This window comes from Brevundimonas sp. RM1, assembly GCF_052907225.1.
The window spans coordinates 1-26,838 of the sequence record NZ_JBRERY010000014.1; the positions used below are offsets into that span (position 1 = coordinate 1).

21 protein-coding genes are annotated in these 26,838 nt (G+C 66.2%); 11 read left to right on the top strand and 10 right to left on the bottom strand.

Going from position 1 to position 26,838, the window contains the following annotated elements; translation table 11 throughout:
- The 5 genes from ACU5AP_RS12340 to aguB all read left to right on the top strand — a co-directional run.
- Positions 1–108, top strand: a 108-nt coding sequence (locus tag ACU5AP_RS12340) for a hypothetical protein (protein WP_446681319.1), incomplete at its 5' end; no start/stop codon positions are given.
- 465 nt (positions 109–573) lie between these two features.
- On the top strand, positions 574–1,539 hold the full coding sequence (locus ACU5AP_RS12345; RefSeq protein WP_258317126.1) for a capsular biosynthesis protein: 966 nt from the start codon (positions 574–576) through the stop codon (positions 1,537–1,539).
- Between the two features lie 171 nt (positions 1,540–1,710).
- Positions 1,711–4,998 carry a TonB-dependent receptor gene (locus tag ACU5AP_RS12350; protein WP_446681311.1) on the top strand — a complete coding sequence of 1,096 codons (3,288 nt, stop codon included), beginning with the start codon at positions 1,711–1,713 and terminating at the stop codon, positions 4,996–4,998.
- A 189-nt stretch (positions 4,999–5,187) separates the two neighbouring features.
- Positions 5,188–6,189 carry an agmatine deiminase family protein gene (locus ACU5AP_RS12355; RefSeq protein ID WP_128719437.1) on the top strand — a complete coding sequence of 334 codons (1,002 nt, stop codon included), beginning with the start codon at positions 5,188–5,190 and terminating at the stop codon, positions 6,187–6,189.
- The gene (aguB, locus tag ACU5AP_RS12360) at positions 6,189–7,055 is read left to right on the top strand and encodes an N-carbamoylputrescine amidase (protein WP_128719438.1); all 867 of its coding nucleotides are present in this window, start codon (positions 6,189–6,191) and stop codon (positions 7,053–7,055) included. Before ACU5AP_RS12355 ends, aguB begins: the two co-directional genes overlap by 1 nt.
- Before the next feature lie 89 nt (positions 7,056–7,144).
- Here the strand turns inward: aguB and ACU5AP_RS12365 are convergent, their stop codons facing one another.
- From ACU5AP_RS12365 to ACU5AP_RS12390, 6 genes are all read right to left on the bottom strand, one after another.
- Positions 7,145–10,093: a TonB-dependent receptor domain-containing protein gene (locus ACU5AP_RS12365; protein ID WP_446681312.1), complete on the bottom strand. Its 2,949-nt coding sequence runs from the start codon at positions 10,091–10,093 to the stop codon at positions 7,145–7,147.
- A gap of 214 nt (positions 10,094–10,307) precedes the next feature.
- Positions 10,308–12,095 carry a phosphatase PAP2 family protein gene (locus ACU5AP_RS12370; RefSeq protein WP_446681313.1) on the bottom strand — a complete coding sequence of 596 codons (1,788 nt, stop codon included), beginning with the start codon at positions 12,093–12,095 and terminating at the stop codon, positions 10,308–10,310.
- Positions 12,092–12,592, bottom strand: a complete 501-nt coding sequence (locus tag ACU5AP_RS12375; protein ID WP_088491740.1) for a hypothetical protein — start codon at positions 12,590–12,592, stop codon at positions 12,092–12,094. The genes ACU5AP_RS12370 and ACU5AP_RS12375 overlap by 4 nt, the downstream gene beginning before the upstream one ends.
- A 71-nt stretch (positions 12,593–12,663) precedes the next feature.
- Entirely contained in the window at positions 12,664–12,984 is a 321-nt protein-coding gene (locus ACU5AP_RS12380) for a ribonuclease (protein WP_128719441.1), read from the bottom strand.
- Between the two features lie 168 nt (positions 12,985–13,152).
- Complete coding sequence (locus ACU5AP_RS12385; protein ID WP_128719442.1) at positions 13,153–14,205, bottom strand: 1,9-bis(guanidino)-5-aza-nonane synthase; 1,053 nt, start codon at positions 14,203–14,205, stop codon at positions 13,153–13,155.
- 126 nt (positions 14,206–14,331) lie between these two features.
- Positions 14,332–15,594 (bottom strand): type III PLP-dependent enzyme, encoded by a 1,263-nt coding sequence (locus ACU5AP_RS12390; RefSeq protein WP_040344588.1) that lies wholly within the window; start codon positions 15,592–15,594, stop codon positions 14,332–14,334.
- A gap of 275 nt (positions 15,595–15,869) precedes the next feature.
- Here ACU5AP_RS12390 and phnC point away from each other — a divergent pair, with 275 nt between their 5' ends.
- The 4 genes from phnC (at position 15,870) to ACU5AP_RS12410 (ending at position 19,658) form a co-directional block, all read left to right on the top strand.
- The gene (phnC, locus tag ACU5AP_RS12395; RefSeq protein ID WP_003163979.1) at positions 15,870–16,664 is read left to right on the top strand and encodes a phosphonate ABC transporter ATP-binding protein; all 795 of its coding nucleotides are present in this window, start codon (positions 15,870–15,872) and stop codon (positions 16,662–16,664) included.
- Positions 16,661–17,668, top strand: coding sequence for a phosphate/phosphite/phosphonate ABC transporter substrate-binding protein (phnD, locus tag ACU5AP_RS12400; RefSeq protein ID WP_003163978.1), 1,008 nt, complete (start codon positions 16,661–16,663; stop codon positions 17,666–17,668). The genes phnC and phnD overlap by 4 nt, the downstream gene beginning before the upstream one ends.
- 65 nt (positions 17,669–17,733) lie before the next feature.
- Complete coding sequence (gene phnE, locus ACU5AP_RS12405; RefSeq protein ID WP_003163977.1) at positions 17,734–18,477, top strand: phosphonate ABC transporter, permease protein PhnE; 744 nt, start codon at positions 17,734–17,736, stop codon at positions 18,475–18,477.
- A gap of 104 nt (positions 18,478–18,581) precedes the next feature.
- The gene (locus ACU5AP_RS12410; protein ID WP_396490206.1) at positions 18,582–19,658 is read left to right on the top strand and encodes a substrate-binding domain-containing protein; all 1,077 of its coding nucleotides are present in this window, start codon (positions 18,582–18,584) and stop codon (positions 19,656–19,658) included.
- A 57-nt stretch (positions 19,659–19,715) separates the two neighbouring features.
- Here the strand turns inward: ACU5AP_RS12410 and ACU5AP_RS12415 are convergent, their stop codons facing one another.
- The 3 genes from ACU5AP_RS12415 to ACU5AP_RS12425 are packed head-to-tail and all read right to left on the bottom strand — an operon-like array spanning position 19,716 to position 21,793.
- Positions 19,716–20,165 carry an iron-sulfur cluster assembly scaffold protein gene (locus ACU5AP_RS12415; protein ID WP_289648329.1) on the bottom strand — a complete coding sequence of 150 codons (450 nt, stop codon included), beginning with the start codon at positions 20,163–20,165 and terminating at the stop codon, positions 19,716–19,718.
- The gene (locus ACU5AP_RS12420) at positions 20,162–20,563 is read right to left on the bottom strand and encodes a DUF1641 domain-containing protein (RefSeq protein WP_088491741.1); all 402 of its coding nucleotides are present in this window, start codon (positions 20,561–20,563) and stop codon (positions 20,162–20,164) included. The genes ACU5AP_RS12415 and ACU5AP_RS12420 overlap by 4 nt, the downstream gene beginning before the upstream one ends.
- A 39-nt stretch (positions 20,564–20,602) precedes the next feature.
- On the bottom strand, positions 20,603–21,793 hold the full coding sequence (locus ACU5AP_RS12425) for an NAD(P)/FAD-dependent oxidoreductase (protein ID WP_289648327.1): 1,191 nt from the start codon (positions 21,791–21,793) through the stop codon (positions 20,603–20,605).
- Between the two features lie 158 nt (positions 21,794–21,951).
- Here ACU5AP_RS12425 and ACU5AP_RS12430 point away from each other — a divergent pair, with 158 nt between their 5' ends.
- A complete protein-coding gene (locus tag ACU5AP_RS12430; protein WP_128719446.1) occupies positions 21,952–22,347 on the top strand; it encodes an ArsR family transcriptional regulator in 396 nt (131 codons plus the stop codon).
- Here ACU5AP_RS12430 and ACU5AP_RS12435 read toward each other — a convergent pair whose 3' ends face one another.
- A complete protein-coding gene (locus tag ACU5AP_RS12435; RefSeq protein WP_128719447.1) occupies positions 22,348–23,433 on the bottom strand; it encodes a glycosyltransferase family 4 protein in 1,086 nt (361 codons plus the stop codon). It abuts the gene before it with no gap.
- Positions 23,434–23,697: 264 nt separating this feature from the next.
- On the opposite strand from ACU5AP_RS12435, the gene putA reads away from it, so the two are divergent.
- Positions 23,698–26,808, top strand: a complete 3,111-nt coding sequence (gene putA / locus ACU5AP_RS12440; RefSeq protein ID WP_446681314.1) for a bifunctional proline dehydrogenase/L-glutamate gamma-semialdehyde dehydrogenase PutA — start codon at positions 23,698–23,700, stop codon at positions 26,806–26,808.
- The last annotated feature ends 30 nt before the right edge of the window (positions 26,809–26,838 follow it).

A 26,838-nucleotide genomic window follows, 5' to 3' on the forward strand; every position in this document is an offset into this window, starting at 1 on the left:
GGCGTGATCTCCCTGGACGGCAAGGGCGAGACCCAGCCGGCCAAGGCCACCGGCGACGGCGTGCGTGAGCCGCTGAACCGCCGCGCCACCGTCGACATCAACTTCTAAGGCGCTAGGGGGCCGGTCGTGATCGGCCCCCGAAACCTTGGTCGATTGATTGATCAGGCCGCCGAACTCGATCTGGGTTCGGCGGCCTTGATTCAAGAGCTTAGGTTCAAAATCGGGTTCAGTTTCGCCTTGCCAAGACTCCCGCCGGGCTATTAATAGAGCTCGCTCCTCGAAAGATATCAGCGTTTGCTCGCGCCGTTTGATCCTGACCAGTTTGAGCTAGGTCTTCAGGTCCAGGTTGATCTGACTGGCCGTCGCTTCCTCATCGTGTCCGCGCCTTTCGGCCGTTTCGGACGCGTGCTGGCGCATGCCATTGAGGCGCGTGGCGGTGACGTGCGGCGTATGCTATTCAACGCTGGAGATGTCTCGAACTGGGGCCGTTCGGGCGGTCTGCCTTTCCGCGAGAGAGCGGAGCTGTGGCCAGAAAGACTGGCGGCTCTCGAGACCGAGTTCACAGATATCATCGTGTTCGGGGAGGGCGGTCCCTATAATCAGGGCGTCCTGAATCAGGCGAGCCGGTTGAAGGCGCGCGTCTGGGTTCTCGAGAATGGTTACTTCCGGCCTGACTGGATCACTCTGGAGCGCAACGGAGTGAACGGCTCCAGCGCCTTGCCTCGCTCGGCGTCAGGCTATCCGCCGCCGCCGCCGGAACTCCCGGTCTCGCGCCCTGTCGGCAAAATTCTGCCGCACCACGTCATCAACATCAGTCTCTACCATGCGGTGCAGCCGCTGGGGTGGTTGCTGTTTCCGCGCTTCCGCCATCACTATTCGGCGTCGCCATGGCGGCAATGCCTTGGTCATGTTCGCCGCTATCTGGGGCTAGGCATGCGGCCGCAAGGCGCCAGCAACGCTGACCGTCTTCGGACCAAGGGGCCTTTCTTTATCGCCTGCTTGCAGCGCGACGGCGACGCCCAGTTGCTGCGCTATTCCGACATCCACGACAATCTGTCCTTCCTGGCGCGGGTCATGGATAGCTTCGCCGCCGGCGCGCCGGCGCACAGCCGCCTGGTCGTCAAGAACCATCCCCTCGACCCGGGTATCGTCAATCTCGCCCGCGAGACGCGCCGGATGGCCGAGGCGCGCGGGCTGAAAGGCCGCGTCGATTTCATCGACGGCGGCAATCTGGCTCAGTTGTGCCGGGCTTCGGAGGGCATGGTGGTCAACAACTCCAGCGCCGCCTTGTCGGCCCTGGGGTTCGGCACGCCGGTCAAGGTGTTGGGGCAGGCCTTCTTCGATTTCGAGGGGCTGACGGATCAGCAGCCCTTAGACGCCTTCTGGCAGGCGCCGCGGCCCGCGGAACGCCAACTGTTCGCCGCCTTCCGCGCCTATGTGATCAATCGCACCCAGATCAACGGCAATTATCATGAGCCGCGCGTCATGGCGGCGACGGCCGGGCGGGTGGCGGACGCTCTGTCGACTCGGCTTATTTAGGTCGCTGAAAGGCCCTTTTTCGGTGTGGCGCCCAAGCCACCCTGAAGCGCTGTCATCATTCTGTCATCTAGCTGTCGCCCGAGCGTCGGACGGGGGGCCTAAAGCCGCCTCATCAATGACCGCGCGGATCGTCGTTCTGGCATCTGGCGTCGTAAAGGGATCACAGCACCAATGTTGAACCGCAACCTCGCCTATGGGGTTTCCGCCGCAGCCATCCTGTTGGCGACCTCCAGCGCCGCCTTCGCCCAGGAAACCACGGGCGGTATCCGGGGCGTGATTACGGATGCTTCGGGCGCGCCGGTCGCCAACACGGCCATCGTCGTCACGCACGTGCCGTCGGGCACCAGCACCACGACCGTGACCAATGAAGACGGCCTGTACACGGCGCGCAACCTGCGCGTTGGCGGCCCTTACACTGTGGCTGTGGTCATCGATGGCCAGACCGAGACGGCGACGCTGGGCAGCGTCGGCATCGGCGCCCCGACGGTGTTCGACGTTACGGTGTCGGCTGAAGTCGATGCCGGGGCTACGGAAGTCGCCGAAGTGGTCGTGCGCGGCGTGCGCGCCGTCCGCACGTCGCCGACGGCTCGTCTGAACCTAGAAGACATCGAGACGCTGCCGTCCATCAGCCGCGACATTAAGGACATCGTGCGCACGACCCCGTTCGCCACGGTGGACCCGACGAACAACGACGCCCTGTCGATCGGCGGTCAGAACACCCGCTACAACGCCATGCTGATCGACGGCATCAAGCAGAGCGATGACTTCGGCCTGAACGGCAACGGCTATCCGACCCTGCGTTCGCCAATCTCGCGTTCGGTGCTGCAAGCGGTCAGCGTCGACGTGGCTCCCTACGGCGTGCAGTACGGCAGCTTCACCGGCGGCGTGATCAACTCGGTCACCAAGTCGGGCGGCAATGAGTTTCATGGTGAAGCCTTCTGGGAAGTCACCAACGACGATCTGCGCGGCGACAGCTTCAGCTACAAGGACTTCATCTCGGGCGAGCGCCAGAACCGCACCCTGACCGGCGCCTTCGAAGAGAAGACGTGGGGCGCCACCCTGAGCGGCCCGATCATCAAGGATCGCCTGTTCTTCCTGGTGAACTACGAGAAGTATGAATCGACCCAGCCGGTTCTGTCGGGTCCGGAAGGCTCCAGCGCTGTCAACCAGGCTCCGGGCATCACCCAGGCTCACGTCGATCAGGTTCGTGATATCGCCAAGCGTGTCTATGGCTATGATCCGCTCGACTGGTCGGCCGACGCCCTGACGGTTCAGGACGAGAAGTATTTCGCCAAGCTGGACTGGAACATCAATGACCAGCACCGCGCTGTGTTCTCGTACCAGCAGACCGAAGGTAGCGATCTGCGCCTGAACAACACGACGACCAGCGGTCCTTACGTCAGCGTCGGTTTGCTGTCGTCGGCCTATCAGATCGACCAGAACCTGAAGGCCTATAAGGCCCAACTATTCTCGGACTGGACCGACACCTTCTCGACCGAGTTCTCGATCAGCCGCAAGGAAGTCGAGAACCTGTCGACGGGCCTCGCCGGCAACGACTTCGCCGCCATGCAGGTCTATCTGGACGCGCCTTACGGTACGAATACTGGTGTCCGCCGTTCGGTCCGCTTCGGCCCCGAGCGCTCGCGCCACGCTAACATGCTGACGGTCGACACCACCCAGTATCGCCTCGTCGGTAACTGGGAAGCTGGTTTCGGTCACCGCATCACGGCCGGCTATGAGCGTGAAGAACAGGATATCTTTAACCTGTTCGTCCAAGTGGCCAATGCTGAGTATGAGTTCGCGTCGCTGGCTGACTTCGAGGCGCGTAAGGCTGCTTCGGTCGGCTACACCAACGCCGCCAGCAACAACAAGAACGATGGCGGCGCCAGTTTCGGCTACGCGCTGAACACCCTGTTCTTCCAGGACGAATGGTCGGTCAGCCCCGAGCTGACCCTGACGGCTGGTCTGCGCTACGATTGGTACACCTCGGATGACAAGCCGCAGTTCAACCAAGCCTTCTACGACCGCTTTGGCTTCCGCAACGACACCAACCTGGACGGCATCAGCATCCTGCAGCCGCGCTTCGGCTTCAACTGGCGCCCGGACCCGACCCTGACCGTCTACGGCGGCTTCGGTCGCTTCCAGGGCGGTTCGCCGAACGTCTGGATCTCGAACTCCTATTCGAACCCGGGCAACCTGACCGGCTCCTACCAGTGCAAGCGCGACCGTAACTATCAGTCGCAGTTCGCTGGCAGCTTCGGCCTGTGCGAGAGCGGCGTCTATCTGGACAACATCGACGGCCTGAACCCGAACGACCAGTTCAAGGACAAGGTCACCGAGAGCGCCGAGAAGGGCACCGGCAACATCAACCTGATCAGCCCGTCCTTTAAGACGCCGTCGATCTGGAAGACCTCGCTGGGCGTCAACAAGATCTTCGACCTGAGCCGCTTCCACATGGGTGCCGGCTGGAGCGTGACGGCTGAGTACGTCCACTCGGAGCTGGAAAACGCCATCGGCTGGGTCGACCTGAGCATGGCCGACACCCAGAACGGGACGGCGCCGGACGGCCGTCCGATGTTTGACCCGAACCCGGTGCGTCGTGGTCAGCAGGTGCTGATGCTGACGAACCTGAACGGCGGCAAAACCGATCAGTTCGCCATTGGTCTGGACAAGGCTTGGTACGAAGGCTGGCTGAACGGCGCGGGCTTCAACCTGTCCTACACCTATCTCGACAGCACGGATCGCTCGCCGGCTACGTCGTCGACGGCCAACTCCAACTTCGGCAATATCGCCCTCTCGGATCCGAATGACCCGGAGCTGGCGACCTCGAACTATGAGATCGAGCATGCGCTGAAGCTGAACCTGACCTACTCGCGCGCCTTCTTCGGCGACTACCGCACGCGCTTCAACCTGTACGCCCAGCGTCGTTCGGGCCTGCCGTTCAGCTATACCTTCGGCACCAGCCCGGCGAATCTGTACGGCGAGTATGTCACGACCCAGCGCCAGCTGCTGTACGTGCCGACGGCTGACTCGGCGGGCAATGTCACGGCCACTAGCGACCCGCGGGTCACCTATGGCCCGAACTTCAACGTTGGCACCTTCAACGATTTCCTGCACCAGTCGGGCTTGATCAAGTACGCCGGTGAAATCTCGCCGCGTAACGCCTTCAACTCGCCGTATGTCACGACGGTCGACCTGCACATCTCGCAAGAGCTGCCGGCCTTCTTCCCGGGCGGCGCCAAGCTGGAAGGCTACCTCGACGTCAAGAACCTGGGCAACCTGATCAACGACGAGTGGGGCACGATCCAACAGATCGGTTTCCCTTACACCTCGAACAACGTCGCGGCGTCGATTGTTGACGGCAAATATAACTTCACGGGCTTCACGCCTCGCAGCCCGGCCACCTTCGGCACCGAGTCGGTGTGGCAAGTGAAGGTCGGCGTCCGCTACCGCTTCTAAGAAGCAGCGCTGATTGAACGAGACGGAAAGGGCGGTCCAGCGACGGGCCGCCCTTTCTCTTTGTTCGCTCTACAGGGCCGTCGCGTTGCCTGAGGCGTCAGGCGCTTCCCGTCGCCATTGAACCCGGAAGCGTCAGGGCCTATCTCGCCCCCTTCGTGCTTCATCCTTTTGTGTGGACGTTTTCGCCCTATGACCCTGCCTGTTCCCGCTGAATGGACTCCGCATCGCGCGATGTGGGTCGGCTGGCCCAGCCACGCCGATCTGTGGGAGGAGAACCTCGAGCCGGCTCAGGCCGAGGTCGAGGCCCTGGTGCGCGCCCTGGCCGGGCCGGGCCGCGAGCAGGTCAAGCTCATGGTCGGCAATGACGAGGCCCTGGCCGACGCCCGGGCGCGCTTCGCCGATGTGGCGGGCGTGACGGTTGTGGCCGGGCGGTTCGGCGACATCTGGCTGCGCGACACCGGGCCGATCTTCGGCGCCAGCTCGGCCTCGGCTCAGGCCTTCGTCTTCAACGGCTGGGGCGGTAAGTACGACCTGCCGCACGATGATGAGGTCGCTGATCAGATCGGCGAACAGACGGGCGTCGCCCTGACCCGCCATGACTTTATCCTGGAAGGCGGCGCTGTCGATCACGACGGCGAGGGCACGGTGCTGACCACGCGCCAGTGCGTCCTGAACCGTAATCGCAACACCGGCTGGACGCAGGAGACGGCCGAAGCCGCCTTCGCGCAAGCCCTGGGCGCCAAGAAGGTGCTGTGGCTGGGCGACGGCCTGCTGAACGACCACACCGACGGCCACGTCGACAATCTGGCCCGCTTCGTCGCGCCGGGCGTAGTGGCCTGCCCGGTCGGCTTCGGCCCCAAGGATCCCAACGCCGAGGTCTATGACCAGACGGCCCAGGCTCTGGCCGCCATGACCGACGCCGCCGGTCGTCCGATCAAGGTGCTGCGCATCCCTTCGCCCGGTCTGATCTTGGACGAGGACGAGCGCCCGGTCCCGGCCAGCCACATGAACTTCCTGATCGCCGACGGCGCCGTCGTTGTGCCGACCTATGGCAATGACATGGCCGCGCGCTTGGCCTGCGAAGCCCTGGCGACCGTCTTCCCCGATCGCGAGATCATCCCCCTGCCGTCGACCGCCATCCTGTCGGGCGGCGGTTCGTTCCACTGCATCAGCCAGCAGGAGCCCGCCTGATGACCCGTCAGATCACCGTCGCCGCCATCCAGACCGCCTACGGCGAGGATATGCAGGCGAACATCGACAAGACCATCGGCTTCATCCGCGAGGCGGCGGGCAAGGGCGCTCAGGTCATCTTGGCGCCGGAGCTGTTTCAGGGGCCGTACTTCTGCGTCTCGCAGGAAGAGAAGTGGTTCGGCGCCGCCTATCCCTGGCGCGAGCATCCGGCCGTGACGCAACTCCAGCCGGTGGCCAAGGAACTGGGCGTGGTCCTGCCTGTCTCGATCTTCGAGCGCGAAGGGCCGCACTACTTCAACAGCCTGGTGATGATCGACGCCGACGGCGAGCTGATGGGCGTCTATCGCAAGAGCCACATCCCCGACGGCCCCGGCTATCAGGAGAAGTATTACTTCCGCCCCGGCGACACCGGCTTCAAGGTCTGGGACACGCGCTTCGGCTGTATCGGCGTCGGCATCTGCTGGGACCAGTGGTACCCGGAAACGGCGCGCGCCATGATGCTGCAGGGCGCCGAGGTGCTGCTGTATCCGACGGCTATCGGCACCGAACCGCATGACGACACCCTGGACACGGCCGCCCCGTGGCGCCGGGCCATGCAGGGGCACGCCGTGTCCAACGTCGTGCCGGTCGTCGGCGCCAACCGTATCGGCTATGAGCAGGTGACGGAAGCGGGCCAGACCTACTACGGCCACTCCTTCATCGCGGATCATCGCGGCGATCTGGTCGAGAGCCTGGACCGGGAGGAGGGCGTCCTCGTCCACACCTTCGACCTGGACTTCCTGGATCGCCACCGCGCGGCCTGGGGCTTCTTCCGCGATCGCCGCACCGACCTCTACGGCGCCTTGGCGACAGGGCGCCCGGCCTGATCCGGCTCTAGCGGAATACCTGATCCAAACGAAAAAAGAGGCGGAAGACCGGGGTCTTCCGCCTCTCTCATTTTACGCGTTGAACGCTATCAGAACCTCAGCGTGGCGCCGAAGGTGAAGTAGCGGCCGATCGCGTCGTAGGTCTGCGGGAAGGTGTTCCCGTTGTTCGCGGCCGTGGTGCCGATCTGCGAACCGACGATCGGCGGCGACTTGTCGAACAGGTTGTTGATCGTCGCCGTCAGACGCACCGACTCGGTGATGTCCCAGCGGCCGCTTAGGTCGAAGTAGTCGTAGCTGTCGATCTGGGCGTAGTCCGGGAACCACTTGGTGTTGCTCGGCTCGACTTCGACGTCGGACAGGTGACGCCAGCTCAGCGAGGCCGAGTAGTCGCCCAGCGTCCAGGTGGCGCGGCTGTTCCAGCGTTGCTTGACCTTGGGCTCGCCGCACGAGACCGAGTAGTAGTCGACGCAGTCACGCAGCACGGAGACCGGGGTGGCCTGGGTCTCGTGCTTAGTGAGGATGCTGCCGTTGACGCTCAGGTCGAGACGGCCGACGTCGCCCAAGCCGAAGTCGGACAGTTCGACGCGGTAGTTGGCCGCGATATCGAAGCCCGAGACGCGCTCGTTGCCGGCGTTGGTCGTAGGGCGGATGACGCCCTTAGCGTCGACGCCGTTCAGCGAACCGTTGGCGGCGCTGCGCTGGATCGCCTTACAGCTGTCGTTGAACGCCAGCGTTGGGTTCAGAGCCTTGTCGTAGCAGCCGTTCATGACATCAGCCAGGCTGGGGCTGTTGATCGTCTTGTCGATCTTGATGTCATAGTAGTCGAGGCTCAGGCGCAGGCTCGGCACGAAGGCCGGTTGCCAGACGGCGCCGATGGTCCAGGTGTCAGCCTCTTCCGGACCCAGGTTCGGGTTGCCGCCGGTCTGCTGGTTGACCTGGCCCGAGTTGGGCTTGGCCACGTAGCCGATCGCGCCTTCCGGCACGCCGGTTAGACGGCACAGGTTGCTCAGCGTGCCGGCGGTGTTGGCGTCGGCGCTGTTGATCAGGTCCAGCTGGCACGGATCGATCGCCATGTTGCCCAGGCCGGTGACCTGCGGGTTGAACAGTTCGCCGATGTTCGGGGCGCGGGTGGCGCGCTGATACATGGCGCGGACGCGGACGTCCTCGATCGGCGACCAGTCGCCGCCGAACTTGTAGCTGCCGTAGTTGGTCTTCGAACCGCCGGCCTTGAACTCGGTCTGGCGGTAGCCGGCTTCCAGGTTCAGGCTGTGGATGAACGGCATGTTCTCGATCAGCGGCACCGCCAGTTCGGCGAAGGCTTCACGCAGTTCGAACTGACCGTTGCGATCCGGAACCGGCGCGCCGGTGCCCAGGATTTCGCCGTTGGCTTGCGAGGCCGCATCGCCGCGGGTCTCGGCGCTGGACCGGCGCCATTCCGCGCCGAAGGCGACGGCTATCTGACGCTCGCTCCAGGGGCTGCTGAACTGCTCCGGCAGGATGCCCGAGATCGAGCCCGAGGCCACGTCCTGCTTGATCGTGGTTTTGCTCATCGACGACAGGTTGATGTAGTCGATCATTTCCTTGGTGATCGTGCCTTCAGGACCGAAGACGTTGATCGGCACGCAGCCCGCGACCGGGGTCGAGGCGCCGGGAACCAGGCACTGGGTCGACGAGACGGTGTTCAGGGCGTTGCGCAGCTTGGACAGCGAACCCCAGTTGCGGCGCGTCAGCAGCTGCTGGGTTTCACCGTGCGAGATGTAGGCGTCGTAGTTCCAGTCGGCGTTGATGTCGCCACGCACGCCGGCCAGCAACTGGACAGTCTTGTTCTCGATGTCGACGGGACGGGTGCCCATCTCGGTGAAGCGACGGTTGATGGTCAGATCCATCATGGTGTCGCCCGCCGCGCCGGCGACGCACTTGGCCGGATCGATCAGCAGGGCGCCGCAGAATTGCTGGCGCATGGCGTCCGGAATGAACGGATTGCCGATCGGCACCTTGTAGGTGTTGCCGAAGGTGCCGCTGGAGGCGTTGTCCAGCGAGACGTCGCTCTGGACATAGGTCAAGTGGCTGTAGACTTCGGCGGCCGAGTTGATCTTGAAGCTGCCCAGACCGTTGATCTGGTAACGGCTCAGCGGCGTCTGGTACAGGTTGTACGGATTGTAGTTATAGCCGGCCGAGTTGTAGTTCGGGTGGTCCGAGCCGATCAGGGCGCCCGTGGTGGGGTCCAGTTCAGCGCCCGACGGCAGGGCGACGCCGCCCTTGACGGGGGTCAGGTCGAAACGACCGGGGACCGAGGTGCCCGAACCCAGCGGCTTGCCAGAGGTCGAAGACAGCGCGACTTCGCCCCAGGGGCGACGCACCTGATACAGCGGATCGGTCTTGGTGTAGCCGAAGCTGACGACGGCGTTGCCGCGGTCTTCGGCGAAGTTGCCGCCGATGGTGACGTCGAACTTGCGACGAACGGCGTCGTCCTCGCCCGAGAAGCCGTAGGAGGAGTTGACCTCAACGCCTTCGAAATTGTTCTTCAGGATGAAGTTGACCACGCCGGCGACGGCGTCGGCGCCGTACACGGCCGAAGCGCCGCCCGTGACGGTGTCGACACGCTCGACCAGGGCCAGCGGGATGGTGTTGGTGTCGACCACGCCTTCCAGGTTGAACGGCACGACGCGGCGGCCGTTGATCAGGACCAGGGTGCGGTTGGTGCCCAGGCCGCGCAGGTTAATGGTCGCGCCGCCGCCCGAGCCGTTGTTGGTGGCCGAACCGACGGCCGGCACGGCGGCCGGCAGATCCTTGACCAGTTCTTCAACCGCGACGGGCTGCGACATGGCGATGGATTCGGAGCTCAGCGACGTGATGGGGCTGGACGCCTCATAGCCCGGCTGGCGGATGCGCGAGCCGGTGACGACGATGGCGCTGACTTCGGAAACTTCTTCTTCGGCCGTTTGGGCGAAAGTCGGCGTGGCGGCCATGAAGCTGAGGGCGGCGCCCCCGATGATGGTCGAGGCGAGCAAGGACTCGCGGACAATTCTCTTTCTCAAAAGAGACCCTCTCCTGAACAAAACAAGCCGTCGCCCGCCCCCTACGATGGGGCTGAACCGACGGCTCGCGGTACGTGCAGGACCGAACGGCCTGCGCCGACGACATTACGGCGAGGCTTGCCTCAAGCAAGTCAGAATTGCGTCAATAATGGCACAGACTGGAATAAATTGCCCTATACTGAAATATATTCGGAATATGAGGCAAAAATTACGCTCATTTTCGAAAATTGTCACGAACCGTGTTCTGCGATGCGCCGTCGCGATCATCGGCGCTGCTGCCCCAGGGGTAGCCCTTGTCGGCGCCGCAGTAGGCGCGGCCGCCTTGCCGGGCGTTTTCGACCACCAGGCGCGGACGCCAGCGGGCGACGCCGGTGAAGGCGTTGTCGGTGATGATGTTGTACGACGGCGTCTGGTGGCGGATGACGCCGCGCTCGCCGCAGTTGCGATAGAGGAAGACGCCGGGCCGCCCGCCCAATTCGAAGCGATTGCCGGTGATGCGGTTTCGCGCCGATCCGTCGACCGCGATCATCTCGCGCTCGGTGCGGGTGCGGAACAGATTGCCTTCGATCCGATTGTCCGCGCTTTCGGCGTCCAGGTAGAGGGCGGTGGCGACGCTGCGGCCCTCGAGCGTGGATCGTGTCAGGCTGAGACGGGTGACGCCGGGACCGACGTAGAGCGGGATTGATCCCGTCCCCCGGATGATCACCTCATCGAGCGCAATATGGCTGGGCGCGGCCGCCTGGGCGGCGGCGGTGTGGTCGGCGGTGCGGGAGGAGGCGCGCAGGTCGTCATAGCTCCCGTCCGCCCCCATGCCCCACACCCGCACCGAGCCGTGGATCAGGCAGCGCGAGATGCGCACGTCCGTCGGACGGCTCCAGCGGTCGACGGCGATGCGGCGCGACCAGACGGCGATGGAGGGCGAGCGGGTGCTGACGGCGACGCCGGGGCGGCCGACGGCGCCGCCAGCGCAGTCCAGGCCCGCGCCGGAGGCCTCGGCGCCTTCGATCAGGAGGGGGCGCACGATCACCTGTCCGGGCGTCAGGAACGCGCGGCAGGTCAGGCGGTAGGGCGTTGTCGTGTCGGCGGTCAGTTCGGTCAGTTCCGAAGCGTCGCACGGGCGGGCGGCGGGCAGGGACCAGGTCTGAGCGCCGGTCAGGATCAATCCCGCCAGCAGAGCCGCCATCAGGGCAGGGGCGTGGCCAGCGCCAGCGCCTCGGAGGCGCAGCCGGGCGCCGTCGCGCCGCGCGCGCAGGGCCGCCATCCCCGCGCGGGCGGCGGCCAGGTCGGCGGCGAAGGCGGGCTGAGCGGCGGCGGCGGCGAAGACAGCGCGGCCCAGATCTTCGCCCGCGGCGACATCGCTGGGATAGTGCATGCCGCAGACCAGACGGCTTTGACCGATCGCATGGGCCATGCGGCGGACCTCGTCGGCGAGCGCGGGGTCCAGGGCGGCGAAGGCCTCGCCATAGACTACGGCGACGGTCGAGCTGCCGGAAGGATAGGAGGCGCTGCGGCGTCCGGCCTCGGTCAGGCGTTGGCAGGCCTGACGGGTCGGGTCGTCGCCGACGGGACGGGCGCGAAAGGCGCGCGACTTGACGGATTCAGCGGCCGTGTCGGCATCGTGGAACAGGCGCTGCATCAGCCGCGTCAGCTCCGGCGCGTCTTCGGGCGTCAGCTGAACGCCCAGGGCGCAGTTGAAATGCTGCAGCGCCAGCGGCGGGCGCAATTCGGCATGGGCGGTGGCCAGCAGCCAGCGGTCGGTATCTTCCAGCGCCGCCATGCGCGTCGAGCGCGCCTTGTCCGTCTGGTCGACGATCGAGCCGGGCGCGGGCGGGCCAGGCAGGGCGGCGGCCAGCGTTTCCAGCGCGGAGGCGTCCAGATAGCCGGATGGGGCGGCGGCGGCGCGAGCCGCTTCGGGGCGCAGGGCCGCCGGGGTGCCGGCGCAGGCGCCCAGCAGCAGAGTCGCGGCGGCGGCGGTCGCGACGAGCGCCGGGCGGGTGATCACGCCCCGTCGCTCCAGCTCAGCTGAACCGAGGTCAGGCCGTCTTCGTCGGGCGCGGCCACGACCTGAAGGCTGGCGCCTTTTTCCGTACGGGCGGAGGCGCCGTAGGCGCGCGCTTCGCCCTGGTTCATCGCCATGATGGGGAACAGGCCCGCCTTTTCGGCGCGCTGGCGATAGAAGTCGATTACGGCGTCGGGCGTGGCGTCGGTCGTGAAGGTGACGATGCCGCCCGGGCCGTCGGGGCCGGACGCCGTGACGGGCGCCGCATCGGTCTGAGCGCCGGGATAGAGGGCGGCGAAAGCCGGAGCGCCCTTGATGGCTGTGGCGGGCGCGGCGGGCGTCGCCGCGGCGGGCGGAGCCGCCGCAGGCGCGGCCTCCCTCGCCGGTTCGGCGGCGGGAACCGAGGGCGATTCGACTTCGGGCGCGGCCTGACTGCGGTCATCGCACGCCGCCAAGCCGACGCTCAGCGCCAAGACGACGGTTGCCACGCTACGCTTCATTCAGCCTACGTCCTTAATCCCTATGCGACTATCTGCACCGTGGCCTATCCGTGCGGCGGCAGCAAGGCGGTTCAACCCGTAGGAGCGTCCACGTCGTCGCCGGGCTGGCCCGTCGACTTGCGGGCCTGTTCCGGGCCTCCCGCCGGACGCGAGTGGGTTTCGGCCATTTCGCGGCCCTGGCGAGCGATATCGGCGTTGATGGCGTCCTGGTCCGGATCGATCTCCGAGCCGGAAGCCGAGCCTCCCCGCAGCGAGCCGGCGCGGGTGTCGGAACCGGAATCGCTGCCTTGCAGGGCCTTCTTCAGGGCGTCCTCGACGTGGCCCAGATCGGGTTTCTCGCCCATGGCGGCGGCCTCGCGGGCGTCTTCGTTCTCGGCGGCGGGATCGGTCATGGAAGGTCTCCTTGCTCGTGCAAGACAAGCGGACCGGTCGCGCGGAGGTTCCCGCATTCACGCGAGGCAATGTTGCGCGTGCAAAGAAAAAGGGCCGGCGGAGCGATCCGCCGGCCCTCGTCTTTGTCGCGGGATCGAGAAGGCGCCGCCTTCCGTTCCGCGCGGGTCTTACTTGCCGAACAGCTTGTTCCAGCGGCGCGGCTGGCGCTTCTTCCACGTTTCGCGGTGATAGGCGTCCGAACCGATCAGCGGCACGACGGTCGTGGCTTCGGCGAAGACCATCTGTTCGTAGGTGGTCTGGACCTTGCCCCACGAGGCGGCTTCCTGAAGCGTCGAGGACGAGCAGGCGCCGTCGCGCACGTCGGCGACCGTGATCTGGACCGCGTACTTGTGCATGTCGGCGTCGACGCCGAGGATCTCGGCGCAGACGACGGTGTCCTGGGCGAAGTTCTTCGGCACGCCGCCGCCGACCATGAACAGGCCCGTGACGCCCGCCGCGATCTTGATGTCGGTCAGTTCGCGGAAGTCGGCGATCGCATCCAGCATCATGTAGGGCTTGCCCTCGGCCATGCGCTCCTTCTGGTGCTTGACCAGGCCGAAACCGGCCGAGGAGTCGACGAAGGCCGGGCAGAAGATCGGCGCGCCTTCTTCATAGGCGGTCTGGATCAGCGAGCCGGGCTTCTTGGCGTTGCCTTCCGACAGCCACTTGCCCATCTCCCAGATGAACTCGCGCGAGGAATAGCCGCGCGGCTCCAGGCGGCTGGCGATCTCATAGATGGCGTGGTCGCAGGCCTGCAGTTCTTCTTCGTCGATGTAGGTGTCGTAGATGCGGTCGATGTAGTGCGAGCGCAGGATGTTGTCGTCCACCTGGCCGGCGGCCTGATAGTGCTTGAAGCCCAGGGCTTCGAAGAAGTCCATGTCGACGATCGAGGCGCCGGTGGCGACCACGGCGTCGACCATGCCGAACTTCACCATGTCGCGGTAGACGTCCATGCAGCCGCCGGCCGAGGTCGAACCGGCCAGGATCAGCCACGGCGAGCAGGCCTCGTCTTCCAGGGCCATGTTGAAGATGTCGGCCGCGCGGGCGGTGTCGCGCGAGCTGAAGGACATCTTGCGCATGGAATCGATAATCGGGCGCGCGTCGAAGCTGGTGATGTCGATGTGCTCGACAGTGGTGGCCAACAGCTCCGCCTTGGCGTTGGAACGAACCGGTGCGTTCATCTCTCGGGTTTCCCTTTGGTTTGAGCGCCCGTCGTCAATAAGGAACAGCGGCCCGGACGGAGCGACGGGCCGCTGCTTGTACCAAAGCCTTGAGACATTTTTCAGTTCAAGGCGTGATGCGATGGATCAGCGCTTGCGCTTGCGCTGGCCCGCCTTGCCCTTGGGACGCGACAGGCGGACGACCTTGCGGGCGTTCTCCTCGGCCGTGGTGCGCACGGTCGGGATGGAGCGCGGCGCCAGGCCGTACATCGAGCCCATGGGAGCGTCCTCGACGGCGGCGATCTCGTGTTCGCCATAGCCGTTGAAGCCGGTCGACATGGCGACGCCATAGGCGCCCATCATGCCGATCTCGATGAAGTCGCCTTCCTGGACATCGGCCGGCAGCCAGAACGGGCCCGGCATGTGGTCGATGCTGTCGCAGGTCGGACCATAGAAGCGATAGGGCTTCAGCTCCGACGACGACTCGCCGTCCCGGACCAGCTTGGTCGGGAAGGGCCAGCGCGAGTGGGTGGCGTCGAACAGCGAGCCGTACGACCCGTCGTTCAGATACAGGGCGTCGCCCTTGCGCAGGTCCACGCGGCACAGCACCGACGAGGCCTCGGCCACCAGCGCGCGGCCGGGTTCGCACCACAGCTCGGTCGTTTCCGACACCGGCATCTCGTTGAAGCCGCGATGGATGGCGTCGGCGTATTCGCTCAGGTCCGGCGGGACCATGCCCGGATAGACCGAAGGGAAGCCGCCGCCGACATCGACGATATCGACGAAGACGCCCGCCTTCTTGATGGCGCGGCCGACCTGAGTCATCGCCGCCTCATAGGCCGAGGGGCGCATGCACTGCGAACCGACGTGGAAGCTGACGCCCATCTGACCGTCCTTGACCGCGTGGCGCGTGGCCTGCAGCAGGGCGGGGGCCTGGTCCGGCGAGACGCCGAACTTGCCCGACAGGGAATAGGCGGCGCCGTCCGCCGACACGCCCATGCGGACGATCAGGTTCAGGTCGTCGGCGTGGCCGGTCGACTCGAGAATCTTGTCCAGCTCGTCATGGCTGTCGAGCACGAAGGTGCGCACGCCGTGGTCGGCGTAGGCGGCCTTGATCGCGCCGCGGCTCTTGACCGGGTGCATGAAGGCCAGGCGCGCGTTCGGGCTGACCGAACGAACCAGTTCGATCTCGGCCAGGGAGGCGACGTCGAAGGCGTTGACGCCGTTCTCGACCAGAACCTCGATGATCCAGCGCGAAGGGTTCGCCTTCACCGCATAGAAGACGTCGGCTTTTAGATTATCCTGGAACCACTGCGCCGCTACGGCAACGGAGCGGGGACGCACGAGTGCGACCGGACGCTCCGGGGACCGCTGACGGACCAGGTCCAGGGGAAGCTGGTACGTGTGCAATTCACGTAACCCCCTGATGATTGTTAAACCCAGACCCGGCGTTAGCGGCGCAAGATAGGACCTACGGGGTCCGCCGGAACGCGCGATATGGGGGCATTGGCCTGTCATGTAAAGTGGAAATTTCATGGCGGGGTTGCATGGCGCGCGCGCCGCAGCGCTCGGCTGAATCGGCGCCGCACTGGACGAAATCGACGCAGACATGCCATTAAGACTTGCCCTTGCGCCCGTCTCGCGTCATGCGGCGCCCCCTTTGTCGCAACCTCATCCATGGGTTCATGAGTTCTTCAACAGCCGCCGTCGCGTCCGTTCGCGACGTCTCGAAGACCTACGGGGCCAGAAAGGCGCTCGACGGCGTGTCCGTCGAGGTCGGCGCCGGTGAAATGGTCGCCCTGATCGGTCCCTCTGGTTCGGGCAAGTCCACCCTGCTGCGTTCGATCACGGGTCTGCACCCCATCGATCCCGGCGGAACCATCACGGTCTTCGGCGAGGTCGTTCAGCAGAACGGCCGCGTCACGGGCGCCGTGCGCCGCGCGCGCAGCCGCCTGGGCATGATCTTCCAGCAGTTCAATCTGGTGGGGCGGCTGAGCCTCTTCTCCAACGTCATGCTGGGCGCCCTGGGGCGCCTGCCGTCGTGGCGCGGCCTGTTCGGCGTCTGGCCGGGCGCGGACAAGGACAAGGCCATGGCGGCCCTGCACCGCGTCGGCGTGTCCGACTACGCCGCTCAGCGCGCCAACACCTTGTCGGGCGGCCAGCAGCAGCGCGGCGCCATCGCCCGCGCCATCGTCCAGGGCGCCAAGGCCATCCTGGCCGACGAGCCGGTCGCCTCGCTCGATCCCGTGTCGGCCCGCAAGGTCATGGAGCTGCTGGTCGAGCTGAACAAGCGCGACGGCATGGGCGTGATCGTCACCCTGCACCAGGTCGACTACGCCATTCGCTACTGCAACCGCGTCATCGCGCTGCAGAAGGGCAAGGTGGTCTATGACGGTCCGTCCACGGGCCTGGACACCCAGCGCCTGATCGAAATCTACGGTCCCGAGTACGAGGACGCGTTCTGGGAAGCCAAGGCATGACCCGCATCGCCATCAATCGCCGCCTGCTGGGCGCCGCCGCCATCGCCGCCATGACCCTGGGCCTCGCCGCCTGCGGCAAGGGCGAAGAGACCAAGTCGGGCGCCGCGCCCAGCGAAATCACCTTCTCCATCCTGTCGGCGGAAGGCCAGGCCTCGGCCGGACCGCTGTGGCAGCCGCTGCTGGACGACATGTCCAAGGCGATCGGCGTGCCGGTGAAGCCCTATTTCGGCTCGAACTACACGGTTCTGGTCGAGGCCATGCGCGGCAACCACACCCAGGTCGGCTGGTTCTCGGCCAAGCCTGAGGTCGAGGCCATCGACCGCGCCAACGCCGAGGTCATCGCCCGCACCGTCAACCGCGAAGGGCTGGACTCCTATCAGTCGACCCTGATCGTCAAGAAGGGCTCGGGCATCACGCTGGACAAGGTGCTGGCCTGCGGCAAGCAGTACAATTTCGGCATCGGCGACGCCCAGTCGACTTCGGGCACGCTGGCGCCCATGACCTTCCTGTTCAACGCGCGCGGCGTCGTGCCGTCGCAGTGCTTCAAGACCGTGCGCTCGGCCAACCACCAGGCCAACGCCTTCGGCGTGGCCACCGGCGTGATCGACGTGGCGACCTCCAACAGCGTCAACCTGGTGTTCATGCGCCGCGAGAACGCCCAGCTGGCCGATCAGATCGAAGAGATCTGGACCTCGCCGCCGGTGCCCGAGAGCGGCATCGTCGTGCGTGAAGACCTGGACCCGGCCCTGAAGGAAAAGATCCGGGGCTTCTTCCTGACCTACGGCCAGGGCGAAGGCCCCGAGGCCGAGCGCCAGCGCAAGGTGCTGGCGGGCCTGGAGTATTCCCGTTTCGCCCCGGCCGATGATTCCTATCTCAACCCGATCCGCGAGATGATCGCCGACCAGAAGCGCGGCGAAGCCGAAGCCAAGGGCGACAAGGCCGGCGTCGCCGCCGCCGAAGCCGAGCTTCAGCGCCTGCGCAGCCTGCGTGAGGTCCAACCTTGACCGCAGCTCCGCTTCCGACGTCGCCGGTTCCGGCCGCGCCGCAAAAGTCCGCCGTCTCCTGGGCGATGGACGTCCTGGTCTGGGGCGGCGTGATCGCCGTCCTGCTGTACAGCGTCGACGCGGTCGACCTGGGCAACATCTCGCGCCTGTTTTCGGGCAACGACAGCATGAAGATGTTCGTCCACGACCTGCTGCGGCCGGATTTCTCCGACTGGAAGATGTTCGTCGCCAAGATGTGGGAGACGATCCAGATCGCCCTGTGGGGCACCTTCCTGGCCGTGCTGTTCGGCATTCCGCTGGGCCTGGCCGCCGCCCGCAACATGGCCCCGGCCTGGGTGGTGACGCCGGTGCGCTGGCTGATGAATCTGCTGCGCTCGGTGCCGGACCTGGTGATCGGCCTGCTGTTCGTCACCGCCGTGGGCCTGGGCCCGCTGGCCGGCGTTCTGGCCATCACCCTGAACACGGCGGGCGTCCTGGCCAAGCTGTTCTCCGAAGCGGTCGAGTCGATCGACAAGGGTCCGGTCGAAGGCGTGCGCGCCACCGGCGCCTCCAAGCTGCACGAGATCGTCTGGGGCGTGATTCCCCAGGTGGCGCCGCTGTGGACCTCCTTCGCCCTCTACCGTTTCGAATCGAACAGCCGCTCGGCCACCGTGCTGGGCCTGATCGGGGCGGGCGGCATCGGCCAGGTGCTGTTCGACAGCATGAACGCCTTCAACTTCAAGGCCGTGTCCGCCATCGTCATCATCGTGGTCATCGCCGTGACCCTGATCGACACCCTGTCCCAGATCATGCGCAAGCGCCTGCTCTGACGACGTATCGGGCAGGTTTGCCCTGACTGTCACAAAGGTCTGGCCGGACCGTCACATTTTCCTGCTTTAAGCGTCGTGCACTGACGACTGGAGAAGGTCCGGCCATGATCCGCACACTGAAGTTCACGGCCTGCGCGGCCGCCCTGCTGGCCCTGGCGGCCTGCGGAAACAACGAGGGGGGCGGCGCCCCCGGCTCGCAGAAGGCTCGGACGGGCATCTGGGCCGCCGGTTCCTCGACCGTCTTCCCCTTCGCCACCCGCGTGGCTGAGACCTTCGCGCGCAACGGCGGCGGCGGCTCGGCCCCCCGCGTCGAATCCCTGGGCACCGGCGGCGGCATTCAGGCCTTCTGCTCGGGCGTCGGCCCTTCGACCCCGGACATCGCCAACGCCTCGCGTCCGATGAAGCAGAGCGAGTTCGACCGCTGCGTCCAGAACGGCGTCACTGACATCGTCGAGATCAAGATCGGCTACGACGGCATCGTCGTCGCCACCGCCCGCACGGGCCAGAGCTTCAACCTCGAGCTGAACGACCTTTACGAGGCCCTGGCCAAGGAAACGCCGGGCGCCGACGGCCAGCTGGGCCCGAACGCCGCCAAGACCTGGAACGAGGTCAACAAGGCCCTGCCGGCCACCCGCATCCAGGTCTACGGCCCGCCGCCGACCTCGGGCACGCGCGACGCCTTCCTGGAGCTGGGCATGGCGCCGGGCGCCAAGCTGATCCCGGCCGTCGCCGCCATCGAGAAGCAGGACAAGACCCGCTTCGAAACCATCGCCCACACCCTGCGTGAAGACGGCGCCTGGATCGACTCGGGCGAGAACGACAACGCCATCGTCCAGACCCTGAACCGCACGCCGGGCTCGCTGGGCGTGTTCGGCTTCTCCTTCCTCGAGCAGAACATGGACACGGTGAAGGCCGAGACCATCGACGGCGTGGCCCCCTCGGTCGCCACCATCGCCGACGGCTCCTATCCGCTGGCCCGCAGCCTCTACATCTACGTCAAGAAGGCCCACATCGGCGTGACGCCGGGCCTCGAACAGTTCGTTCAGGAGTTCATGTCCGAAGGCGCCGCGGGCCGCGGCGGCTATCTACAGGACCGCGGCCTGGTGCCGCTGGTCGCCGACGAACTGGCCGCCGAGCGCGCCAAGGCCTCGGCCATGACCTCGATGGCCCGCCCGAACTAGGCGGCGAGCAGACTCGAAGAAAGACAGGCCGCCCGTTCGCCGGGGCGGCCTGTTTTCTTATGCGCCGGCGTCCGGCCGGATCGCGCAGGCCTCGGCCAGTATGGCGAAGGGCAGCAGCACCGCCCCGTGCCGCGCCCGGAAGGATCGGGCGGCGTCGAATACCTCGGGCGTCTCGAGGCCTTCGACCGCCGCATCCTCGCCCTCAAGGCGGCGCTGCATGGCGTCATGCCATCCGGCGGCGGCGTGCAGCCTAAGGCCCTGGGCGCTGCGCACGACCAGAGCCGTCGCCGCCGCGCCCAGGGTGCAGGCGCGGACGCGCCAGCCGAAGGCCTTGATCCGCAGCGCCGCGTCGAGGGCGATATCCAGCGTCACTCGGCTGCCGCACAGGGGGCTGACCTGGGTCAGAGACAGGTCGGCCCCCTCCAGGCGGCGATCGTTGCGGACTGTCGCCGCCAGCGTCCTGATCCGATCGTGATAGAGGCTCGCGAGCGGATCGTCGGGGGTCATGCGGCGCCGTCGTCCTTCATCTGACGGCCCAGCACGCCCAGGAAGCGGATGGCGAAATGCAGGCCGCGGCGGACGTCTTCGTCACCCGCCGCCCGCACCAGGCCCAGCAGCGACGGCGGCGGCGTGTGGGCGGCCTGGGCTCCGGCGTAGCGCGCGGCGTTGCCCAGGGTCCAGGCGGCGCCGACGCCCTCCTCATAGACCTTCATCAGCTTCTGGATCATGGCGTCGTCCGACATGTCGACCGCGTCGGACAGCAGGGACAGAAGGTCGATGACGTTGTCGAAACGCTGTCCCTGAAGCAGGGGGGCGGCCTTGTCGATCAGATGCTGGACGCCGCGCTCGGTGGCTTCGTCGATGACGATGGCCGGTGCGGGGGCGGTGGTTTTGGCGGTGCTCATGGTGTCTTTCCCCTTGGTTTCAGTGTCTGCGGCCATGGATCAGACGATCCCGCGGGCGACGGACCAGTAGATGCCGCGGTTGAAGGCCTTGCGCAGAAGGCCCCCGACCTTGGTCGGCGGGGTGGGGTGGACGTCCTCGTCATAGTCGTACCAGAGCGGCATTCCGACCTCGAGGCCCATCTGGGCGACGGCCTGAACCTTGCCGTCATAGGCGTCGACGGTGCGGCCGATGCGGATGTCGCCAGCGATGTTGTTGACGATCACCGGGCACTGGTTGTGGCAGGAGCCGCCCGCCTTGCTGACCGGCAGGTCGACGGTGTCGCCCATGACATAGGCGTTCGGATAGCCTTCCATCTGCAGCGTCTGGCGGTCGGTGGGCAGCCAGCCTTCGTTGTTCGCCGCCTGGGACACGCCGCTTTCCAGCACGGCGTCCACCGCCCGGATCGGCGGGGTGCACATCAGCAGGTCGAAGCCCTCTTCCTTGCCCTCGGCCGAGGTGGCGATCTTCTTGTCGGGATCGACCGAATTCAGGGTGAAGCCGCGCTGGTATTTGATGCCCTTGCTCTCGAAGATGGAGGGCAGGATCTCGCAGGTCTCGTGCTGCAGGAACAGGCAGTTGCGCAGCAGCTGGGCCACGCTGGGATAGGTGTAGACGATCTCGACCTGATCGCGGATGCCCCGGCGACGCAGGTACTCGTCCAGCATCAGGGTGGTTTCGATCGGGGCGATGCCGCACTGGTGCGGCACGTTCGGGGTCTCGGGGAAGTTCACCGTGATGAAGATGCGGCCCTTCTCGAAGCGGCGCAGCTTGTCGGCCAACTGGCGGGCCGGGTCGTGCTGATAGAAGTAGTCGCCCGCTTCCTTCAGTCCGGGAATGCGTTCCGGCGCCGGCAGGCAGCCGGTCGAGACGACGATGTAGTCATAGCCGATGACCTGACCGCTCTGGGTCTTCACGCGTGAACCGGCGAAGTCGAACTGCACCACCTTGTCGACCATGAAGTCGATCTCGGGGCGCAGCAGGCTGCGTTGCTTGCGGCGCAGCTCTTCGTTGAAGAACATGTCGAAGGCCACATACATGAATGCAGGCTTGTAATAATGCCACGGAGAATCGCTCAGCATGGTGACCTTCACCTTGCCGCTGGCGATTTCAGGATACAGCTTCGCGACCAGACTGTTGGCGGTCATGGTCCCGCCGATGCCCCCGCCGACCACCAAGATGTGCTTGGTCAAATTCTCGCCCTCCTCAAGACGTCGCGGACGGCTCGCCCTTCCGCCTGACTGAGGACGATAGCCGAAGGATTTGTGCGCCGGAGATCGGAGCTTTCCATTTTGCAAAGGTCGCCGCCGAGCCTAGGCTGCGACGGTGCAGGCGGTGAGGATGGGGTGTGATGGAACCGGATGCGGAGGAACGCATCAAGGCGGCCGCTCAGGCTCAGGTGATCGAGTGCCTGAACCGGTTCTATGCGATGGAAACAGGGCTGTGGGGCGGTCCTCTGGACGCCTTGATCGTGCGGACCATCATCGTCGGCGACATTCAGGGACGGCCCTATGACCTGTCGGCGCTGGCCGGCGTCCTCGACATTCCGGTGTCGACGATCCACCGCCGGGTCAACGATCTGGTCGAGCGCAACTTGCTGGAGCGGAGCGCCGTCGGCCGGTCAGTCTATCTGAAGCCCACGGTTCAGACGCGCCAGGCGCTGGACATGACGTTCGACGACATGCTGGCCACGTTGACCCGCCTTTACCGAGGCGACGTGGGGCCGCGCTGCGGCGTACCTGAATGATCAGGCGGCGACGCGCCGCCGCAGCCGCGCCACCCGGCGCAGGCGACGCCAGAAGCGGCCGCGCGCGGGCTCGGGATAGGGCTGCAGGTTTTCGACGAACTGCTCGGCCGAGGCGCGCCAGCTGAACTTCTCCGCATAGGCGCGGACGTCCTTGCGATCGAGCTCCAGGCACTTCAGGCAGGCGGTCTTCAGGTCGTCGTCGATGAAGCCCGCGCCCGAGCCGGGGATGATGTCGATGGGGCCGTGCGCCGGATAGGCGGCGACAGGGGTGCCCGTGCCCATGGCCTCCAGGATCACCAGGCCGAAGGTGTCGGTCCAGCTGGGGAAGACGAAGACGTCGGCGTCGGCGAAGCAGCGCGCCAGATCCTCGCCGAACTTGGCGCCGAGGAATTTCGCGTCAGGATACTTCTCTTCGAGCTCGGCGCGGGCCGGGCCGTCGCCGACGATGATTTTGGTGCCGGGCAGGTCCAGCCCCAGGAAGGTCTCGATGTTCTTCTCGACCGCCACCCGGCCGACGTTGAGGAAGAAGGGGCGAGGCCAGTTCTCGCCGCCCATCTCCTTGTAGATCGGCTCCAGGTCGGGGCGGAACAGCTCTGTGTCGACGCCGCGCGTCCAGGGCGAGACGTTCTTGAAGCCGTGCTCGACCAGTTCGTCGCGCAGGGTCGGGGTGGCGACCATCAGCCGGCCCGACGGCTTGTGGAACCACTTCATATAGGCGTAGCCGACCTGCACCGGGATCGGGAAACGGGCCGAGACGTATTCCGGGAACTTGGTGTGATAGCTGGTGGTGAACGGCAGCTTCCACTCCACGCAGATGCGCCGCGTGGCGATGCCCAGGGGGCCTTCGGTGGCGATGTGGACGGCTTCGGGCTCGAAGGCGCGCAGACGTTCGCGAATCTCTTCCTCGGCGCCCAGGGCCAGGCGGATCTCGGGATAGGTCGGGCAGGGGATGGTCTTGAACTGGCTGGGTTCGATGACCTCCACCTCATGGCCCATGTCGCGGCATTCAGCCACGGTGCGGGTCAGGGTGCGGACGACGCCGTTGACCTGAGGCTCCCAGGCGTCGGTGACCAGAACAATGCGCATGAAGTCGATAGGGCCTTGAGCCGTTTCGCGGAGCCGAAACTTCTAGACGCTCCGCATGACGAAGGCGAGACGGCATGATAGAGCAGGGTGTGAACAGGCTTCACCTCTTCGCGAACGGCCATGTTGAGCCGCACCTCATTTCTGGTTGAGGGTTTTTCCAGAAGATTCTGCGCGCCGTCGAATCCTGTGCGGCGTATGTCGCAATCATGCGATGCACATTCGGTCTCAGTCGCCATATATGCGGAAATTCACAGGATGGATTTCATGACGTCGACCGATCTTCGCCATTGGGATGAGCTGGACCGGAACAAGTACCGGGACGAACGTGAGGTGGTGGCCGAACTGCTGGCCGCCGAACCCTTGACGCCTGACGGTCGCGCGGCGGTCCTGAACGATGCTGTCGGCTTGGTCGAAAGCGCCCGCAAGAGCCAGAAGCGCCAGGGCGTGGTCGAAAGCTTCCTGCAGGAGTTCAGCCTGGGCACCCGCGAAGGTCTGGCTCTGATGTGCCTGGCCGAGGCCCTGCTGCGAACGCCTGACGCCGACACCCGCGACCGCCTGATCGCCGAGAAGATCGGCTCCGCCGACTGGGCCAGCCACATGGGTCAGTCCGACAGCCTGTTCGTCAACGCCTCGACCTGGGGCCTGATGCTGACCGGCAAGCTGGTGGACGTCGACGATGAAGCCCGCAGCGACCTGCCGAACTTCCTCAAGCGTCTGGTCGGGCGCCTGGGCGAGCCGGTCATCCGTCAGGCCGTCGCCACCGCCGTCAAGATCATGGGCGAGCAGTTCGTCGTCGGCCGCACCATCGAGGCGGCCCTGAAGCGGTCGGACCGCGAGAACTGGCTGTGCAGCTTCGACATGCTGGGCGAGGGCGCCCGCACCGCCGCCGACGCCGAGCGCTATGAAAAGATCTACGCCGACGCCATCGAGGCCGTGGGCAAGACCGCCAAGGGCGAAGGCCCCGAGCGCGGCCACGGCGTCTCGGTCAAGCTGTCGGCCCTGTCGCCGCGCTATCAGGCGGTGCAGGAAGACCGGGTGTGGGAAGAGCTGTATCCCCGCATCCTGCGCCTGGCGCTGATCGCCGCCAAATACGACATCAACTACACCATCGACGCCGAAGAGGCCGACCGTCTGGCTCTGTCGCTGAAGCTGCTGGAGCGGCTGGCCCGCGAACCGGCGCTGGGCGACTGGCAGGGGCTCGGCCTCGCCGTTCAGGCCTATCAGAAGCGCACGACCGAGACGGTGGCCAAGCTGGCCGAACTGGCCAAGTCGTCGGGCCGCCGCCTGATGGTGCGCCTGGTCAAGGGCGCCTATTGGGACACGGAGATCAAGCTGGCCCAGGTCAACGGCCGCACCGACTATCCGGTCTTCACGACCAAGCCGGCGACCGACCTGAACTATCTGGTCTGCGCCAAGGCGCTGATCGAGGCCTCGCCCTACATCTTCTCGCAGTTCGCCACCCACAACGCCCACACCCTGGCCGCCGTGCACCGCATGGCCGCCGATCGCGGCGTGACCATCGAGTTCCAGCGTCTGCACGGCATGGGCGAGGCCCTCTATGACGGCGCCAAGGCCGAGTGGGGCGACGTGGTCGTGCGCGCCTACGCCCCCGTCGGCGGCCACGAAGAACTGCTGCCCTACCTGGTGCGCCGCCTGCTGGAGAACGGCGCCAACTCCTCCTTCGTCCACGCCCTGCTGGACGAGCGCGTGCCTGCGGCCGACGTGGCCGCCGATCCCATCATCTCGGTCGAGGCCCAGCCTGACCGCCATCCGAAGATCCCTGTACCCATGAACATCTACGGTGACCGCCAGAACTCCCTCGGCCGCGACTATTCGCAGGCTTCCGACCGCGAGCGTCATGCGGCGGCTCTGGAGCGCGTCGACAGCGAGAAGCTGACCGCCGGCCCGATCATCGGCGGCAAGCTGCGCGCCGGGGTGAACGCCCAGGACGTCACCAACCCCTATGACCGCTCGCGCGTGCTGGGCCATGTGTCGGAAGCCTCGGTCGAAGACGTCGATCTGGCCGTCAACACCGCTGCCAATGCTCAGCTCGCCTGGGATCGTCTGGGCGGCGCAGGCCGCGCACCCGTCCTGCGCGCCATGGCCGACGCCCTGGAAGCCGATCTGGACCGTCTGGTCGCCCTGCTGTCGCGTGAAGCGGGCAAGACGCTGAACGACGGCGTGGCCGAGGTGCGCGAAGCCGCCGACTTCTGCCGCTACTACGCCCTGCTGGCCGAGCGCGACTTCGGCGGCCGCCAGACCCTGAAGGGCCCGACCGGCGAGACCAATGAACTGGTTCTTCACGGCCGCGGCGTTTTCGCCTGCATCAGCCCGTGGAACTTCCCGCTGGCCATCTTCACCGGCCAGATCGCCGCCGCGCTCGCCGCCGGCAACGCCGTGGTGGCCAAGCCCGCCGAGCAGACGCCGCTGATCGCCGCAGAAGCGGTGCGGCTCTACTACAAGGCCGGTCTGAACCCTGACCTGCTGACTCTGGTCCCAGGCCGCGGCGAGACCGTCGGCGCGGCGCTGACCAACCATCCGGGCGTCGACGGCGTGGCCTTCACCGGCGGCACCGACACCGCCTCGAGCATCAACCGCGGCCTGGCCGCGCGTCCGGGCGCCATCATCCCCTTCATCGCAGAGACGGGCGGCCTGAACGGCATGTTCGTCGACACCACGGCGCTGAAGGAACAGATCATCGACGACGTCATCCTGTCGGCCTTCGGCTCGGCCGGTCAGCGTTGCTCGGCCCTGCGCGTCCTCTATGCGCCCAAGGATTCGGCCGACGCCCTGATCGAGGGCCTGAAGGGCGCCCTGGCCGCCCAAGTGCTGGGCGACCCGACCGACGCCAAGACCGACATCGGCCCGGTGATCGACGCCGAAAGCCGCGCCAACCTGGAAGCCCACGTCGAGCGCCTGTCCAAGGAAGCCAAGATCATCGCCCGCGCGGAACTGCCGGCCGGCGCCGAAATGGGCGACCTGTTCGCCCCGACTATCGCCGAGATCCCGACCCCGGACTTCCTCGAGCGCGAAGTCTTCGGCCCGATCCTGCACGTCTATCGCTACGAGCCGAAGGATCTGGAGAAGGTCGCCGGCAAGCTGGCGGCGCGCGGCTTCGGCCTGACGCTGGGCGTACACAGCCGCATCGACGCCTTCGCCCGTGAGGTGATGGAACTGGTCCCGGCGGGCAACGTCTACGTCAACCGCTCGATCATCGGCGCGGTGGTCGGCGTGCAACCGTTCGGCGGCGAAGGCCTCAGCGGCACCGGCCCCAAGGCCGGCGGCCCCAACAGCCTGATCCGCTACGCCGCCGAAAAGGCCATCAGCATCAACATCGCCGCCCAAGGCGGCGATCCGGCGCTGCTGAATCTTTAGCGTCTGATTTGTGACGGCCTTAGCGACGTC

Excerpts from the sequence above, each read along its gene's own strand:
- phnE (WP_003163977.1), top strand. The coding sequence starts at position 17,734 with ATGGACGTCCTGGTCTGGGGCGGCGTGATCGCCGTCCTGCTGTACAGC.
- ACU5AP_RS12380 (WP_128719441.1), bottom strand. The coding sequence starts at position 12,984 with ATGACCGATCCCGCCGCCGAGAACGAAGACGCCCGCGAGGCCGCCGCC.
- ACU5AP_RS12350 (WP_446681311.1), top strand. The coding sequence starts at position 1,711 with ATGTTGAACCGCAACCTCGCCTATGGGGTTTCCGCCGCAGCCATCCTG.
- ACU5AP_RS12415 (WP_289648329.1), bottom strand. The coding sequence starts at position 20,165 with ATGACCCCCGACGATCCGCTCGCGAGCCTCTATCACGATCGGATCAGG.
- aguB (WP_128719438.1), top strand. The coding sequence starts at position 6,189 with ATGACCCGTCAGATCACCGTCGCCGCCATCCAGACCGCCTACGGCGAG.
- ACU5AP_RS12420 (WP_088491741.1), bottom strand. The coding sequence starts at position 20,563 with ATGAGCACCGCCAAAACCACCGCCCCCGCACCGGCCATCGTCATCGAC.
- putA (WP_446681314.1), top strand. The coding sequence starts at position 23,698 with ATGACGTCGACCGATCTTCGCCATTGGGATGAGCTGGACCGGAACAAG.
- ACU5AP_RS12435 (WP_128719447.1), bottom strand. The coding sequence starts at position 23,433 with ATGCGCATTGTTCTGGTCACCGACGCCTGGGAGCCTCAGGTCAACGGC.
- ACU5AP_RS12375 (WP_088491740.1), bottom strand. The coding sequence starts at position 12,592 with ATGAAGCGTAGCGTGGCAACCGTCGTCTTGGCGCTGAGCGTCGGCTTG.
- ACU5AP_RS12355 (WP_128719437.1), top strand. The coding sequence starts at position 5,188 with ATGACCCTGCCTGTTCCCGCTGAATGGACTCCGCATCGCGCGATGTGG.
- phnC (WP_003163979.1), top strand. The coding sequence starts at position 15,870 with ATGAGTTCTTCAACAGCCGCCGTCGCGTCCGTTCGCGACGTCTCGAAG.
- ACU5AP_RS12385 (WP_128719442.1), bottom strand. The coding sequence starts at position 14,205 with ATGAACGCACCGGTTCGTTCCAACGCCAAGGCGGAGCTGTTGGCCACC.
- ACU5AP_RS12410 (WP_396490206.1), top strand. The coding sequence starts at position 18,582 with ATGATCCGCACACTGAAGTTCACGGCCTGCGCGGCCGCCCTGCTGGCC.
- ACU5AP_RS12430 (WP_128719446.1), top strand. The coding sequence starts at position 21,952 with ATGGAACCGGATGCGGAGGAACGCATCAAGGCGGCCGCTCAGGCTCAG.
- phnD (WP_003163978.1), top strand. The coding sequence starts at position 16,661 with ATGACCCGCATCGCCATCAATCGCCGCCTGCTGGGCGCCGCCGCCATC.